Annotated in this window: 13 protein-coding genes; 7 read left to right on the top strand and 6 right to left on the bottom strand. The window is 52.2% G+C overall.

Annotated features, from left to right (window positions below):
• Window positions 1–30: 30 nt before the first annotated feature.
• Window positions 31–798, top strand: coding sequence for a hydroxyacylglutathione hydrolase (gloB, locus tag ACFOSS_RS16285; RefSeq protein WP_377154582.1), 768 nt, complete (start codon window positions 31–33; stop codon window positions 796–798).
• 96 nt (window positions 799–894) lie between these two features.
• Complete coding sequence (locus ACFOSS_RS16280; protein ID WP_377154580.1) at window positions 895–2,286, top strand: LysM peptidoglycan-binding domain-containing protein; 1,392 nt, start codon at window positions 895–897, stop codon at window positions 2,284–2,286.
• A 54-nt stretch (window positions 2,287–2,340) separates the two neighbouring features.
• On the opposite strand, the gene ligA is transcribed toward ACFOSS_RS16280, so the two are convergent.
• Together ligA and zipA are read right to left on the bottom strand one after the other, a co-directional pair.
• The gene (gene ligA / locus ACFOSS_RS16275) at window positions 2,341–4,392 is read right to left on the bottom strand and encodes an NAD-dependent DNA ligase LigA (RefSeq protein ID WP_377154578.1); all 2,052 of its coding nucleotides are present in this window, start codon (window positions 4,390–4,392) and stop codon (window positions 2,341–2,343) included.
• Window positions 4,393–4,468: 76 nt separating this feature from the next.
• Window positions 4,469–5,269 carry a cell division protein ZipA gene (gene zipA, locus ACFOSS_RS16270; protein ID WP_377154576.1) on the bottom strand — a complete coding sequence of 267 codons (801 nt, stop codon included), beginning with the start codon at window positions 5,267–5,269 and terminating at the stop codon, window positions 4,469–4,471.
• A gap of 213 nt (window positions 5,270–5,482) precedes the next feature.
• Between zipA and cysZ the strand changes: the two genes are divergently transcribed.
• Window positions 5,483–6,232, top strand: coding sequence for a sulfate transporter CysZ (gene cysZ, locus ACFOSS_RS16265; RefSeq protein ID WP_377154574.1), 750 nt, complete (start codon window positions 5,483–5,485; stop codon window positions 6,230–6,232).
• Window positions 6,233–6,278: 46 nt separating this feature from the next.
• On the opposite strand, the gene ACFOSS_RS16260 is transcribed toward cysZ, so the two are convergent.
• Window positions 6,279–6,827, bottom strand: a complete 549-nt coding sequence (locus tag ACFOSS_RS16260) for a DUF882 domain-containing protein (protein ID WP_377154572.1) — start codon at window positions 6,825–6,827, stop codon at window positions 6,279–6,281.
• Window positions 6,828–6,997: 170 nt separating this feature from the next.
• A complete protein-coding gene (locus ACFOSS_RS16255) occupies window positions 6,998–8,548 on the bottom strand; it encodes a L,D-transpeptidase family protein (RefSeq protein WP_377154570.1) in 1,551 nt (516 codons plus the stop codon).
• A gap of 317 nt (window positions 8,549–8,865) precedes the next feature.
• Here ACFOSS_RS16255 and cysK point away from each other — a divergent pair, with 317 nt between their 5' ends.
• The 4 genes from cysK (at window position 8,866) to crr (ending at window position 12,834) form a co-directional block, all read left to right on the top strand.
• The gene (cysK, locus tag ACFOSS_RS16250; RefSeq protein ID WP_377154568.1) at window positions 8,866–9,834 is read left to right on the top strand and encodes a cysteine synthase A; all 969 of its coding nucleotides are present in this window, start codon (window positions 8,866–8,868) and stop codon (window positions 9,832–9,834) included.
• Between the two features lie 405 nt (window positions 9,835–10,239).
• On the top strand, window positions 10,240–10,497 hold the full coding sequence (locus ACFOSS_RS16245; protein WP_377154566.1) for an HPr family phosphocarrier protein: 258 nt from the start codon (window positions 10,240–10,242) through the stop codon (window positions 10,495–10,497).
• Between the two features lie 55 nt (window positions 10,498–10,552).
• Window positions 10,553–12,280 (top strand): phosphoenolpyruvate-protein phosphotransferase PtsI, encoded by a 1,728-nt coding sequence (gene ptsI, locus ACFOSS_RS16240; RefSeq protein ID WP_377154564.1) that lies wholly within the window; start codon window positions 10,553–10,555, stop codon window positions 12,278–12,280.
• Between the two features lie 44 nt (window positions 12,281–12,324).
• Window positions 12,325–12,834, top strand: a complete 510-nt coding sequence (gene crr / locus ACFOSS_RS16235) for a PTS glucose transporter subunit IIA (protein ID WP_377154562.1) — start codon at window positions 12,325–12,327, stop codon at window positions 12,832–12,834.
• A gap of 75 nt (window positions 12,835–12,909) precedes the next feature.
• Here the strand turns inward: crr and tesB are convergent, their stop codons facing one another.
• Complete coding sequence (gene tesB, locus ACFOSS_RS16230) at window positions 12,910–13,773, bottom strand: acyl-CoA thioesterase II (RefSeq protein ID WP_377154560.1); 864 nt, start codon at window positions 13,771–13,773, stop codon at window positions 12,910–12,912.
• Window positions 13,774–13,877: 104 nt separating this feature from the next.
• Window positions 13,878–15,149: a threonine synthase gene (gene thrC, locus ACFOSS_RS16225; protein ID WP_377154558.1), complete on the bottom strand. Its 1,272-nt coding sequence runs from the start codon at window positions 15,147–15,149 to the stop codon at window positions 13,878–13,880.
• Between the last annotated feature and the right edge of the window lie 7 nt (window positions 15,150–15,156).

Here is a 15,156-nt window from a genome sequence, read left to right as displayed (position 1 = left end):
CAATCGTGTTGATAGTGAAGAGGATATTTCATGCTGCAGGTGATGACGATACCCGCTCGCCAAGATAACTATATCTGGCTGATCAAAAAAGATAATCATGCTGTTATCGTCGATCCGGGCGAGGCCGAGCCTGTTTTACAACGGCTGGAACAGGCGGGCTTGCAACTGGATGCCATTTTAGTTACCCACTTGCACCATGATCATATCGATGGGATCCCCCGCTTGCTGGCAGCCTGGCCTTCGGCGCGATTATTCGCACCAGGCGACATAGCGGGTCAATTGTATGTTCAACGGATTGAAGATGGCGATGAACTACATCTCGATGCACTGGGTTTGACGCTGCAGGTATTGCATGTCCCGGGTCATACCGGCGAACACGTCGCCTATTATGGTCAAGGGATGCTGTTTAGCGGTGATACGCTATTCGCCGCTGGATGTGGCCGCCTGTTGGGTGGAAAGGCAGAGCAACTGTATGCATCCTTGCGCCGACTGGCCGCTCTCCCTCCCGATACCCAGGTATATTGTGCACATGAATACACCCAGTCCAATCTGCGTTTTTGCTATCAGGTAGAGCCTCAAAACCCAGCAATCCGCACAAGAATGCAGCAGGTGGGGAAATTGATACAACAGGGGCTGCCGACCATCCCCTCCCGACTGAGTGATGAATTGGCAACCAATGTGTTTCTGCGTACGGCATCACCAGATGTGCAGGCCTGGGCAGAGATGAACGGTGGCCAAATCTGTGAAAATGAGATCCAGGTCTTTGCCATCCTGCGTGAAAAAAAGAATAATCTTTGACCGTTTGGTTCAATAAATGCGCATAAAGCTTGCATTGGTTGATCTGGTTTTCGATCACCCTTACCATCGGCCACCTAACCACAGGATGAAAACTGGATGAACAAGAAGCTTCAACTGGCTGTACTAGCCTCTATGTTGCTCGCGGGTTGCCAGACTTTGACCTCGCAGAATGAGGTGGCAACCGACGATCAACCGACGATGCAGACAGCCCCGGTAGCACGTTCGGCACGGGATCGATCGGAAGAATTAAGCACCCTCTCTGTTTGGCAACGCGCCAGCCAGAGTATGAAGATGGACATTCCGCAACAAGCCGACGTCATCACCTACCGCAATTGGTACCTCAAACACCCACGCTACCTCAATACAGTTACCGAGCGGGCCGCCCCTTATCTGTTTCTGGTCATGGAGGAGCTCGACAAGCGCAATATGCCAGCCGAGTTGGCACTGTTACCTATCGTTGAGAGTGCCTATAACCCATTGGCGCGCTCCCCCAGCAATGCAGTCGGCCTCTGGCAGTTTACCCCTGGTACAGGGGTGCGCTACGGGTTAAAGCGTGATGCCTGGTATGATGGACGCCGCGATGTACATGCCTCCACCATTGCGGCACTGGATTACCTCGCAAAGTTGCATGGTGACTTCAATGGTGACTGGTTTAATGCCATCGCCGCTTACAATGCGGGCGAAGGCCGCATCCAGAAGGCCGTAGATCAAAGCATTCGCCAAGGTAAGCAAGGCGATTTTTGGTCATTGAACCTGCCGCGTCAAACCACTGAATATGTGCCACGTCTGCTTGCTCTGGCCGACATTATCAAAAATGCAGATCGTTATGGTGTTAAACTACCGCCCCATCCAAACCGCCAACAATGGCAGCTGATCGACGCCGGTGGGCAAGTCTCGCTGGCGGTGGTTGCTGATATGGCCGGTATCTCGACGAATGAATTAAAACGCCTGAATCCGGGGTATTTGCGAAACAGTACGTCAAGTTCCGGCCCGCACCATCTTTTGGTTCCTAAACGGGGTGCCCGAGAGCTGGAACTGGCGTTGGCGGAGTTACCGCGTCAGCAGCGCCTGAAGCCAGGCGAACAATTTGCGCTGCCCAGTGAAGATGATCATTTGATGCTTGCTGAGACGCGCCGCACCAAGGTTGCCGGCAAACGTCAGGCGCGCACGATTGAATATAAGGTCAAACCAGGCGACAGCCTGTGGAGCATCAGCAAGGCTCACGGTGTCACGAAACAGCAGTTACTGAGCTGGAATCGTAATGCCAGCAAGGCATTGAAACCAGGCCAGGTGCTTAAATTACAAACGTCATCATCAAACCGTAAAGCTCGGGCTTATGAGGTTCGGCACGGTGACTCGCTCTCCTCTATCGCTCAGCAATTTGAAGTCTCGGTTGATGATCTTGTGCGCTGGAATAGCTTGGAAAACCGCCATAGTCTGAAGCCGGGTCAAAAGCTGGTCATTAATGACAAGCGCAGTGGAGCCTGAAGCAAGTGACGCGATAGAAAAAGCCCGGACCTTGTTCCGGGCTTTTTGTTATGTCTACTTCCAGTCAAACGCATCCGGCTGTTGTAGCAACTGCTCCAGCGCTGTTTCATCAAAAACGGGAATGCCCAACTCCTGAGCTTTGGCCAGCTTGGAACCCGCTGCCTCACCTGCGAAAACGGCCGAGGTCTTGGCCGAGACAGACCCTGCCACCTTGGCGCCAAGTGCCTGCAACGCCTGCTTCGCGTCGTCTCGAGAGAGGCGGCTCAATGACCCGGTAAGCACCAACGTCATACCCTGCAATGGTTGGGCTTCGACGGCCAAAGGGGTTATCTCAGGCCAGTGAATGCCTGCGCCACCCTCACCGGGAGCATGCAGCAACTGTTGCAAGACCTCCTGGTTGTGTGGTTGTCGAAAGAAATAAAAGAGGTGTTTGGCCACCACATCACCGACATCCGGCACCTGTTGTAAGGTATCGATATCTGCTGCGAGTAATTTTTCAAGCGAACAGAAATGCTGCGCCAACGCCAACGCAGTGGACTCCCCCACCTCACGAATTCCCAGCGCAAACAGAAAACGGGGTAGCGTGGTTTCACGTGCATTGGCAATAGCGGCGACCAATTTCTCTGCTGACTTGCTGCCCATCCGCTCGAGTCCCGCCAATTGTGCCGAGGTCAAGCGGAACAAATCCGCTGGTGTTTTGACTAATCCGCGATCCACCAGTTGCTCGATTAACTTGTCGCCGAGTCCTTCGATATCCATCGCACGACGCGCGGCAAAGTGTTTGATGGACTCTTTACGCTGCGCCTCGCAATACAGACCACCAGAACAGCGCGCCACCGCCTCACCGGGTAACCGCTCGACGCTTGACTGACAAACCGGACATATTTCAGGAAACTGTACCGGTGACACCTGGAGAGGGTCGCGTCGTTCGGTTACCACCATGGTGATTTGCGGAATCACATCACCGGCGCGCCGCACCACGACAAAATCCCCCCGCATCAGCCCCAAGCGTTCAATCTCGTCCGCATTGTGCAAGGTGGCATTAGAGACCGTCACTCCACCGACAAACACAGGTTCTAACCGCGCAACAGGGGTAATCGCCCCGGTCCTGCCGACTTGAAACTCGACATCCAGGACACGCGTGATCTCTTCTTGTGCCGGAAACTTGTAGGCGGTGGCCCAGCGTGGTGCCCTGGATATGAAACCCAGCCGCTCCTGCAACTCGAGTTGATCCACTTTAAGAACAATACCGTCAATGTCATATGGCAAGCTATTGCGGCGCGCCAATATCTCATCGTGATAGGCCTGACAGGCGTCAATGCCGAGACAGGATCTCACCTCATGCGACACCGGAAAACCGGCCTGCCTTAACCACAACAAGCGTGCATGATGCGAATCAGGCAGTGGCGGCCCGTCATAACTACCTACGCCATAGGCAAAAAAGGCCAATGGTCGCTGTGCCGTAACCCGCGGATCTAGCTGCCGCAAACTTCCTGCCGCAGCATTACGTGGATTGGCAAACACTTTTTCACCAGCCTGCTCCGCCTGACGATTCCAAGCATCAAAGCCGGCTTTTGGCATCACCACTTCACCGCGCACCTCAAGTCTCGCCGGCGGGTTTTCCAGATTCAGCTGCAGCGGAATAACCCGTATGGTTCTGATGTTATGCGTGACATCCTCTCCGACGCTACCATCCCCTCGTGTGGCGGCACGCACCAGTTGACCATGGAGATACAACAAGCTGACAGCCAAGCCATCAAATTTGGGTTCACAGCAAAATAACACTGAGGGCGCATTGTCCAGACGCTCACTGACTCGCTTGCCAAATGCCAGTAAGTCTTCATGGGAAAACACATTATCCAGTGACAACATTGACGTTTCGTGTTGTACCTGACTGAAACCGGTCAATGGCGCTGCCCCCACCCTTTGCGTGGGAGAGCTGGGAATGACCCATTCAGGGTATTGTCGCTCTAACTCCTGCAATTCACGGAACTGACGATCGTACTCGGCATCAGGTACAGAGGGCTGATCAAGTACATAATACTCATAGGCATACCGTGTCAGTGTATTCGTCAACTGCACCATTTTTTGCCGAATTTCGTCCATCATGCCCATCCTGTAAACGATTCAGAAATGCAAAATGCGGCCTCAGCCGCACTTTGCCAATAGAAAGATCACAGCATTATTGCTGATCGTAGGCGCGAACCTCGTTCAAATACTGGTTGTACACCATCTCGGTCAATGGCTTGCGTTCACGATCCATGACCAGCGCATCTAGCTCGGCTGACATCTTGTCTGCCGCCTGCATCATCAGACGCAAATGCGCTTCGGCGCGCCCTGGAGGGGGCAGTTCCATAAACAGGCTGACCCCCGGGGTATAGAAATGGGACATGCGTGCCGGATCGAAGGTGCCTGGTTTGACCATGTTGGCTACGCTGAACAGTACTTCCCCCTGGCCATCCGTCTCCAGATGACGGTGGAATATATCCATCTCGCCAAATTTAAAGCCCAGTTTCTTTAAGATAAACAACAGGTCCTGGCCATCCAGTTGCAAACCATCCCGCGCCATGATGTTGACCTGATAATAGTCACTCCAACTCTTCACGGCTGGAGGTGTGATGACTGGTGTCTCGACAACCATGGCAGGTTCGACCACAGCAGGCTCGTCATCTGTCGCGGAAATTTGCGGCATCAACAGCTCAGGCTCAACTTTCTGCTGCTGATTCCATTGCTTGGGCGCTTTGGTGGCGGGTTTGGAAGATTCATTGCGTCGCGAGACAACGCGGACCTTGCCTATCCCGTCGGCATCGAAACCATCACCCGGTTCCGCAGTGGTGGCATATCGGCTATCACTTACTCGCCCAAGCGGTTTTTCCTTGATGGGGACCCGCTTGTTTTTTCTGTTCGTCCACAAACCGTGAATGACCAGTGCGGCAATCGCCAACGCACCTATGATGACCAGAATAATTCGCAAATCCTGCATTGCTGCTTCTCTTTATTCTTTATCCAGAGTGTCCCGGTCGGTAACATGCAACCCAGTTCAGGATCTCATGTCGCTCCTTTTTCTCCCCTCACATTCTAACGGATATTTTCCCAAAGGAGCCGCGAAATTTCGAGGGGGAAAGCAGTGCATGACTTTACCAAATCAAGACGCTGTTTGTAATATCTGTAACACTTTTGATGACAGGAACAGAACATGGTTCATGAAACAGCTCAAAAACCCAACGGTATTGGCTATTTATTGCAAGGCGTAACGCTAATCCGCCAGCCGGGATTGCGTCGCTTCGTAATAATGCCTCTGATGACTAACCTGATCCTGTTTTCGTTATGCTTCTATTGGTTGTTCTCCAAGCTTGAATCGCTTTCTGACTGGTTGCTGAATGCGGTTCCAGACTGGTTGTCTTGGCTGCAGTATTTGCTATGGCCAATCGCGATAGTGACCATACTGCTGGTTTTCTCGTTTATTTTCAGTTTGGTGGCTAACTGGATTGCGGCACCGTTCAATGGCCTGCTCGCTGAACAAGTAGAGCAAAGACTTACGGGGCAAAAATTACCTGATGTCAGTATCTGGGCGCTGATTAAAGACGTCCCTCGCCTCTTTCGCCGTGAATGGCAAAAGTTGGTCTATTTTATTCCACGAGCCTTGATCTGTTTGTTGCTGTTTTTTATTCCGGTCCTCGGACAGACAGTGGCGCCTTTGCTTTGGTTTTTGTTTTCCGGTTGGATGGCGGCAGTCCAATATTGTGATTACCCGTTTGATAACCACAAAATCCCATTCCACCAGATGCGAGCCCAACTTCTCAACCATAAGACGACAAATCTAACGTTTGGTTTAATCGTCACTGTGCTGACGACTATCCCCATCATCAACCTCTTCATCATGCCGATTGCCATCTGCGGTGCCACGGCCATGTGGGTTGACCGATACAGAACTAAGGCTTTGTAATGAACAGGGCGCCTTGGGCGCCCTGTTCATTACTGTTGAGTGATGATCACCATTGTCGACGAGGCCCGGTATCGATGTGCACAAAATTGGATCTCGGATAGTAACCAACGCCACCCGCTTTCAGCGAGACGGCTCCCTTGCGCAACATTGATAAAGGCACGCCGGGGATATTGATATCTACCGCCTGTCCTTGCATGTGCAGGCTCTTCTTGGCCACACCGCGGCTCTTGTTTCTCAGATGTGCGTTCGTCTGCGCCGAACGATAACCGCAGATCACATGGATCTCACGCTGATTGCCTAATCTGCGCTGCAGTTCGAACAATTGATCAAACAACCGGTGATCGATTGCCATTTTGGCATCATCCGCGCGGTAATCGCGGAATAGCCAATTAAACTCGTCCAGACCGTCCGCCAGATAGCGCCCTTTCTCCCAATAGTAGGCAGAGACACGTTCACCTGTGTTGGGATTATAAAATTTAAGCATGCGAGCAGGAGCTGTCTGGCTTGCCAACGCAACGTTCGGCAAGAGTGATGTCGCCATCAGGCAGGCTCCACCAACCAGCAGGTTGCGACGACTGATCTCAATGTCCAGCATATATTCCCCTAGCACTCCGTCATTCACGTACGTGATCGCTATTTGAGCGAAGATAACGATAAACAGGAAATTGAGTCAAACAGCATTTTCACCAGCAGATTCATAAGGAATCCATCTTGGTTTGAAATTCACCATTGTTTGACTCACGCCGCAATTCACCATCCACCCTATCAAGCCTTGTTATGCTGCAATAATGAATCCATCACGCGACGGCTTACCCCATCATGACCACGATCAAACCCGTAGATATCTTCACGGAACTGTAGATGACCATCGTCATCGAGCCAGCTGCGCCAATAAACCATATACACCGGCACCGGCTGCTTTAACGGTACCCATTTTGTGGTCTTGCTGGCCAACACCTTTTGCACTCGATCCGGCCCCCATGACGAGCCTTCGAGCAAACGTTCCGCCAGGTCTGCCGCCTGTTCGACACGAACACAACCGGAACTGATTGCCCGGCGCTCCTTGTTGAACAAATTAGGATGTGACGTGGAGTGCAGGTAAATAGACTCATCGTTCGGCAGATAAAACTTGTAAAGGCCAAGAGCATTATGGGTTCCCGGCTGTTGCCGCAAACGGTACGGGAAACCGGATGAAATCGCATCATCAAGGGTGATCGAAGCCGGGTCGACGGTGCCCCCATCGCTATCGATGATGTCAAACCCTTCCTTGGCCAGTAATCCAGGATCCTTGGCCAACTTGGGTACTATGTCCTGCTGGAGTATTTTGGTGGGGACATGCCAGGCAGGGTTCAATACTATGCTGCTAATTTCGCTTGCCATCATAGGTGTCTGTCGCTTCAGTTGCCCGACGATGACACGACTGGTCAGTACAGCTTTATCGCCTTCAACCAGCTTGAGTTGATACTCTGGCAGGTTGACCAGCACATAACGAGGAACATTCAACTGTTGTGCGGTATCTCGGCGCAGCATGGAGCGCGCTAAAATGACCACTTTCTGCTCTGGAGAAACACGAAGCCAACTGAGCGTCTGACGTCCGATAATGCCATCGTCCAGCAAACCGTGTTGCAACTGGAAGTGTTTGACGGCCTCCACCAGCTCACCGGCATAACGATTGCCGTCTACCGGTTGGGTTAGAAAACCCCAACGGCTTAAAATATCGGCTATTGCCATCACGGCGTCACTTTCATCATCCGGACGCAATTTAACATCGGGGAGAGTTGGCCAAGCGCCCTGGCGTGCGAGCTCAAGCAGTTGGATCAGTTGCTGACGCAATGCCAGATAATCCGCTTGCTGCGGTTGAAGTTGTTGCAGGTTTGCAACCGGATCAACTGCGGTTAACAGTTGTTGGTACGCCAAATAATCCGCCTGGTTCGGCAACACATCCGCATCACGAAGCCGCAACCGCTCACGTGCATCCCAACCTAATTGATGCCACTGTTTTCGAAAGTGATGCAAGGAAGCATAGATGTCAGCATAGAGCTCAGGCTTGGGTTCAGCGCCTTGCTGGTTGACCAGCGCCAGCCAAAGCTCGGCGAATCGCGGATGCACATTAGCCAGTGCCAGCTCCATCAGTTGCTGCGCCAGCTCCTCTCTGACAGCCGTTGCGGGTAGCGTCCAGGCCATCTGAGTTTGTTGACTTTCCGGCGGTGGCGTCAGATTGGGTTCAGCAGCCCATGCTGTTGCCCCCATACCGCACAGGTATCCAACCCCGAGCAAGCTAACAACACCTGCCTTTGCCACTAAATCCTTAAACATCCCGCCTCCCCAACCGCTCTTTGCACGAATGCGCTGTTCACGTCCTGTGTCACCTCTTCCAAGGCTGGAGGCAGTGTTTCGATTTATCGTCCTGGAGTCAATGGCCGCACCGGTTTTCAAGCGGCGTTTTGAGCTTCCTCACATGGGTCTATCGCTGCTGCGGCATGCTCAGGATAAAAAGTCGCAAGCTGCAATCTGGCGATGTCGCTTCTTTATCCAGCTGGAACATATCTTTATAACTAAATGTCACTTCACGTTATGTTTTTTATGATTAATCTACAAAACAACACCATCTGCGCACTTATAGGGACACCAACATGAGCAAGGTATATGAAGATAACTCCCTCACCATAGGTCACACCCCTTTGGTGAAGTTGAACCGGGTTGCCAAAGGTAAGGTGCTGGCGAAGGTCGAAAGCCGCAATCCAAGCTTCAGCGTCAAATGCCGTATTGGTGCCAATATGATTTGGGACGCAGAAAAAAAGGGGCTGCTTGGACCAGGCAAGGAGATCATTGAGCCAACCAGCGGTAACACCGGTATAGCACTAGCTTTCGTCGCTGCTTCGCGTGGTTATGCCATCACATTGACCATGCCTGCCACCATGAGTCTCGAGCGCCGGAAATTGCTCAAGGCACTCGGAGCCAATCTGGTATTGACCGAAGGACCGCTCGGCATGAAAGGCGCTGTCGCCAAGGCTGTCGAAATCCGTGATTCGGATCCTGAACGTTATGTCCTGCTTCAACAGTTTGATAACCCGGCCAACCCTGAAATTCACGTCAAGACAACCGGCCCCGAGATCTGGGAAGACACGGACGGTGAAGTTGATGTCGTGATCGCCGGTGTCGGTACCGGTGGGACCATCACGGGGATCTCCCGCTATATCAAACAAATCCAGGGCAAAGCCATCACCAGTGTTGCCGTGGAGCCGAAGGAGTCGCCGGTTATCACGCAAAAATTAGCTGGTGAAGAGATCAAACCTGGCCCGCACAAGATTCAAGGAATTGGCGCTGGATTTATACCAGGCAACCTGGATCTGAGCCTGATCGACCGAGTTGAACTGGTCAGCAGTGATGAAGCGGTCGAAATGGCGCGTCGCCTGATGCAAGAAGAAGGCATTCTGGCTGGCATCAGCTCCGGCGCTGCCGTCGTGGCTGCCAACCGGATTGCTGAGTTGCCCGAATTTGCCGATAAGACCATCGTCGTGATCCTGCCCAGTTCTGGGGAGCGTTATCTCTCCAGCGTGCTGTTTCAGGGACTCTTTGGGGACCAGGAGTTGCAAGCCTGATCAACGCCTGATTTTTCGATTAAATCGAAGCGCCAGTTTAGCTGGCGCTTTTTTTTCATGCTATATACCGATCAAGGCTGGATTGAATTCATATTTTTCGACGAAAAATATGGGTGATGCTGATGTAAAAACCTGTTTTCCAGGAAACGTTTTTGGTGCCGTCATTGACCTGACGCAAGGGTTTTCACGCGTAACGTATCAAAAAGTAACGCATGGATATTTTTTGTTGCATCCTAACCCTATGGCCTTTTGCAGGCCTTATTAGCAGGGCATAATCCGAGCTCGGTCACAACCCGAGCACTAATATAACGACTACCAGTTGTGCCGTTGTTGTGATCGCCACGCTGAATTTGCATCTGGACAGTAACCACACTCTGTCCAACTTCAACAACATTGGGGTGAAAAATGTTTGAGAAATCTGTAGTTATTACCGCTGAAAACGGTCTCCACACTCGTCCGGCTGCCCAGTTCGTCAAGGAAGCCAAAGAGTTCCAAAGCGAGATCAATGTAATCAGCGGTGGCAAGTCTGCCAGTGCCAAGAGCCTGTTCAAACTGCAAACTCTGGGTCTGACCAAGGGTACCACCGTTACCATTCAAGCCGATGGTCCGGATGCCCAGAAAGCCGTTGAGAAGCTGGTTGCCCTGATGGCCGAGCTGGAATAATTCCAGCTCCCCTTCCCATACTTCTGGTATCCACACTCTGCATACAGGTACGGCTATGATCTCTGGAATCCTGGCATCACCGGGCGTCGCTTTCGCTAAAGCGTTGCTGCTGAAAGAAGACCCGATCGTCATCAACAACGAACAAGTTGCCGAAGAAAACGTCGAGCGCGAAGTTGCTCGCTTCTTTGAAGCACGTAGCAAATCCTCACAACAACTTGAAGCCATCAAAGTAATGGCTGGCAAGACGTTCGGAGAGGAAAAAGAAGCCATCTTCGAAGGGCATATCATGCTCTTGGAAGATGAAGAGCTGGAGTCAGACATTGTTGCTCTGATTCGTGATGAGCGCTTTGCTGCCGAAAAGGCCATTCACCACGCCATCGAGCAATATGCATCCATGATGGCCGAGCTGGATGACCCCTATTTGCGTGAACGAGCAACCGACTTCCGCGACATCGGTACGCGCCTGGTCAAGAACGCGCTCGGGATGGAAATCGTCAACCTGAGCACGATTGATGAGGAAGTCATTCTGGTCGCTCATGACCTGACACCTTCCGAGACGGCCCAGATCAACCTGAACTTTGTCCGTGGTTTTGTCACCGACATTGGTGGCCGTACCTCACACACCTCAATCATGGCCCGCTCTCTGGAGCTGCCGGCGATTGTGGGTACCAATGACATAACACAACGCGTCAAGACTGGCGATTTTCTGGTTCTGGATGCACTGCATAATGAAGTGCTGATCAATCCTGCTGAAGAGCAAGTCACCAAGCTGCGTGATGCTCAGAACAAGTTCTTGGCCGAAAAGGCTGAACTGGCCAAACTTCGCGAAATGCCAGCCGAAACCGTTGATGGTCACCGCGTTGAGGTCTGCGCCAATATCGGTACCATCAAGGATATGGACGGCGCGCATCGCAACGGCGCAGAAGGTGTCGGTCTGTACCGGACTGAATTCCTGTTTATGGATCGTGACGCTCTGCCTTCCGAGGACGAACAATATCGTGCTTATAAGGAAGTCGCGGAATCCATGCCGGATCACCCCATCATCGTCCGTACCATGGACATCGGTGGTGATAAAGAACTTCCTTACATGAAGTTCCCGAAAGAGATGAACCCCTTCCTCGGTTGGCGTGCAGTTCGCATTTTCTTCGACCGCAAGGACATCATGCACACCCAGTTGCGCGCCATCCTGCGCGCCTCCGCCTATGGCAAACTGCGCATCATGTTCCCGATGATCATTTCAGTAGAAGAGTTACGAGCTCTGAAAGCTGAAATCGCTGAGCTGAAAGAAGAACTGCGCGCTGAAGGCCAACCTTTCGATGAAAATATCGAAGTCGGTGTCATGATCGAAACACCTGCGGCCGCCATCATTGCACGTCATCTGGCTAAAGAAGCGGATTTCTTCTCTATCGGTACCAACGATCTGACCCAGTACACGCTGGCAGTGGATCGTGGCAATGAAATGATCTCTGGTCTGTACAACCCGCTCTCTCCCTCTGTACTGAACCTTATCAAGCAAGTCATCGATGCCTCGCATGCCGAAGGTAAGTGGACCGGTATGTGTGGTGAGCTTGCTGGTGATGATCGAGCCTCCCTGCTGCTGTTGGGTATGGGATTGGATGAGTTCTCGATGAGTGCCATCTCGATTCCACGCGTAAAACAGCTGATTCGTGGCGCGAACTTCGCTGCGGTCAAAGCGATGGCGGATCAAGCGCTGGCATGTGCTACGATTGCTGAAGTAGAAGCCGTGCTGGATAACTTTGTGAAGCAAAAGGCTGTCTGTTAAAATCAGTAGCAGAAAGATAACAACAACTCTTGGGAGCTTACACTATGGGTTTGTTCGACAAACTGAGAAAGCTGGTATCCGATGACAGCTCAGACAACAGCGGTATCGAGATTTTTGCACCCTTGTCAGGTGAAATCATTCCGATCGAAGATGTGCCGGATGTGGTTTTTGCTGAGAAGATCGTAGGTGATGGCATTGCTATCAAGCCGGCTGGTAACAAGATGGTTGCTCCTTGTGACGGCACCATTGGCAAGATCTTCGAAACCAACCATGCATTTTCGATTGAATCCGATAGCGGTATCGAGCTGTTCGTGCACTTTGGTATCGACACCGTTGAGCTGAAGGGTGAAGGCTTTACCCGTATCGCCGCTGAAGGTCAGCAGGTGAAGAAGGGTGACACCATCATCGAGTTTGACCTGGCTGTTCTTGAGGCTAAGGCAAAGTCGACCCTGACCCCTGTTGTCATTTCCAACATGGATGACATCAAGGAGCTGACGAAGCTGAACGGTGCCGTAACTCTGGGTGAAACCCCGGTTATGCGCATCAAAAAGTAAGCTGTTGCGTCACTAAAAAGCCAGCCTCACGGCTGGCTTTTTTATGCGCGAGGCGCTGCAAAGCCACTTCCTCGCCTACTCCTTGACCCGACGGCGAATCACCCCTTCCTGAATCGAGCTGGCAACCAATTTCCCATCCCGGGTGAAAAACTGTCCACGCACCAAACCTCGACCACCGGAGGCGCTTGGGCTATCGACGGCATACAACAACCAGTCATCAAATCGAAAATCACGATGGAACCACATGGCGTGATCAATGGTCGCAACTTGTAAATTTCGATCGAAGAAGGCAATCCCATGCGGTTGTAGCGCCGTCGGCAAGAAATTGAAATCGGACGCGTAGGCCAGCAGGTATCGGTGAATTGCAGGATCATCGGGCATCTGGCCATTCGCCTTGAACCAGACATAACGCCTGGCGTCGCAAGGTGCCGCCTGCAGTGGATTGACAAACGTCACCGGACGCATCTCGATGGGTTTCTCGCTCAGCAGTTTGTCATGCAAGAATGGCGGGATAAATGCTTTAAGTTGCTCCGCCCACTCCTGCTCGCTACGCAGTCCATCTGGTCCTTCGACCTCAGGCATTACATCATGATGCTCCCAGCCAGGCTCTTCAATTTGGAACGACGCATTCAAGTAGAAAATGCTCTTGCCATGCTGAATGGCCTGTACTCTGCGGGTCGAGACGGTGTTGCCATCTCGTATATGCTCAACCTCATATAAAATCGGATGGTTAACATCCCCGGGCCGCAGAAAGTAACAGTGTAATGAATGCACCATGCGCTCGGGTGCCACCGTCTGATATGCCGCTGAAAGAGCCTGCCCCATCACCTGGCCACCAAATACGGCACCAAAGCCTAAATCCTGGCTCTGTCCGCGAAAGTGGCCAGCCTCTATGCGCTCAAGTGCCAGCAAAGAGAGTAAATCGTTCAATACGGTCATAGAAAAACAGCTCCAACTGTAATCGACGGAGCAAGGCTAACAGATCATTCCCGGTTAAAAAACAAAAGCCGGGGCATGCCCGGCTTTCTTTAAAATGAGTGTTATCAGGCTCTAAGCAGATAATCCCGTAATGCCGAAAAGTCGACATCCATCTCTTCAGACAGCAGAGCCAGGTCGGCACGCTCTGCCAATGGAGCTGGCAACTCGACATCAATGCCAAGAATACTATCGACGCTTTCCTTAAACTTGGCTGGATGTGCGGTACACAGGAACACACCACACTCCTGATCGCACAGTGACGACTGCATGACGTCCCAGGCAATAGCGCCATGAGGCTCGCACAGATAGCCCTGTTGATAAAGACGCTGCAAGGCATCACGAGTCTGTTCATCATCACGCGAGGCTGCGCCCAGTGCCTTCAACGACCACCCCTTGACGCGGAACAGCTCCTCGACGCGCGGCCAGTTGTTGGGGCGACTGACATCCATCGCATTTGACAGTGTGGCCACTGTCGCCTGGGGATCCCAGTGGCCCTCTTGCAGATAGCGAGGAACCGTATCATTGGCATTGGTAGCCACGATAAAGCGCTTCACCGGCAGTCCAAGTGCCTTGGCGATCAAACCTGCGGTTAAATTACCGAAGTTGCCGGATGGCACGGCAATAACCGCTTCAGCCCGCTTCGTCACTGGTAGTTGCGCTATCGCTTCAAAGTAGTAGCAGACCTGAGCCAACAAGCGGCTGATGTTGATAGAGTTCGCCGAATTAAGACCTATCGCCAGTTTCAATTCTTCATCATCGAACGCTTGCTTTACCAACGCCTGGCAATCGTCGAACGCGCCATTCACCGCGACGGTACGGATGTTGCCACCCAGGGTACAGAACAGTTTTTCTTGTAGTGGGCTGATCTTGCCTTTGGGGTACAGGATCACCACTTCGATATTCGGCAGACCATAGAAAGCATGCGCCACAGCGGCACCGGTATCCCCGGACGTGGCGGTCAGGATGGTGATTTTCTTGCCATCCGACACCGCAGTCAGGCATTGCGCCATAAAGCGCCCGCCAAAATCTTTGAAGGCCAGTGTCGGGCCATGAAACAGCTCCAGCGCATACTGATTCTCCGCCACTTGCACCAAAGGTGCCGGGAAAGTGAATGCATTGGCAATCAACTGCGCCAGCTCAGGCAACTCATCACCGAGCAAGTGACGTAAAATGATAGCCGAACGCTCCACCAGTGGCTTTGCCAACAGCCCATCGACATCTGCCAATGGGGCTATCTGCTCCGGAAAGAACAGACCTTGTTCACGACCCAGACCTTGCTTGACCGCTTGCGCAAAGTCGACCTGCTCACTGTGATCCTTGATGTTGTACAACTTCATGATGCTG

Source organism: Pseudaeromonas sharmana, from assembly GCF_042649925.1.
Lineage (GTDB): Bacteria > Pseudomonadota > Gammaproteobacteria > Enterobacterales > Aeromonadaceae > Pseudaeromonas > Pseudaeromonas sharmana.
Note: the sequence above shows the minus strand (reverse complement) of the source record. Positions and strands in the feature narration are given on the sequence as shown.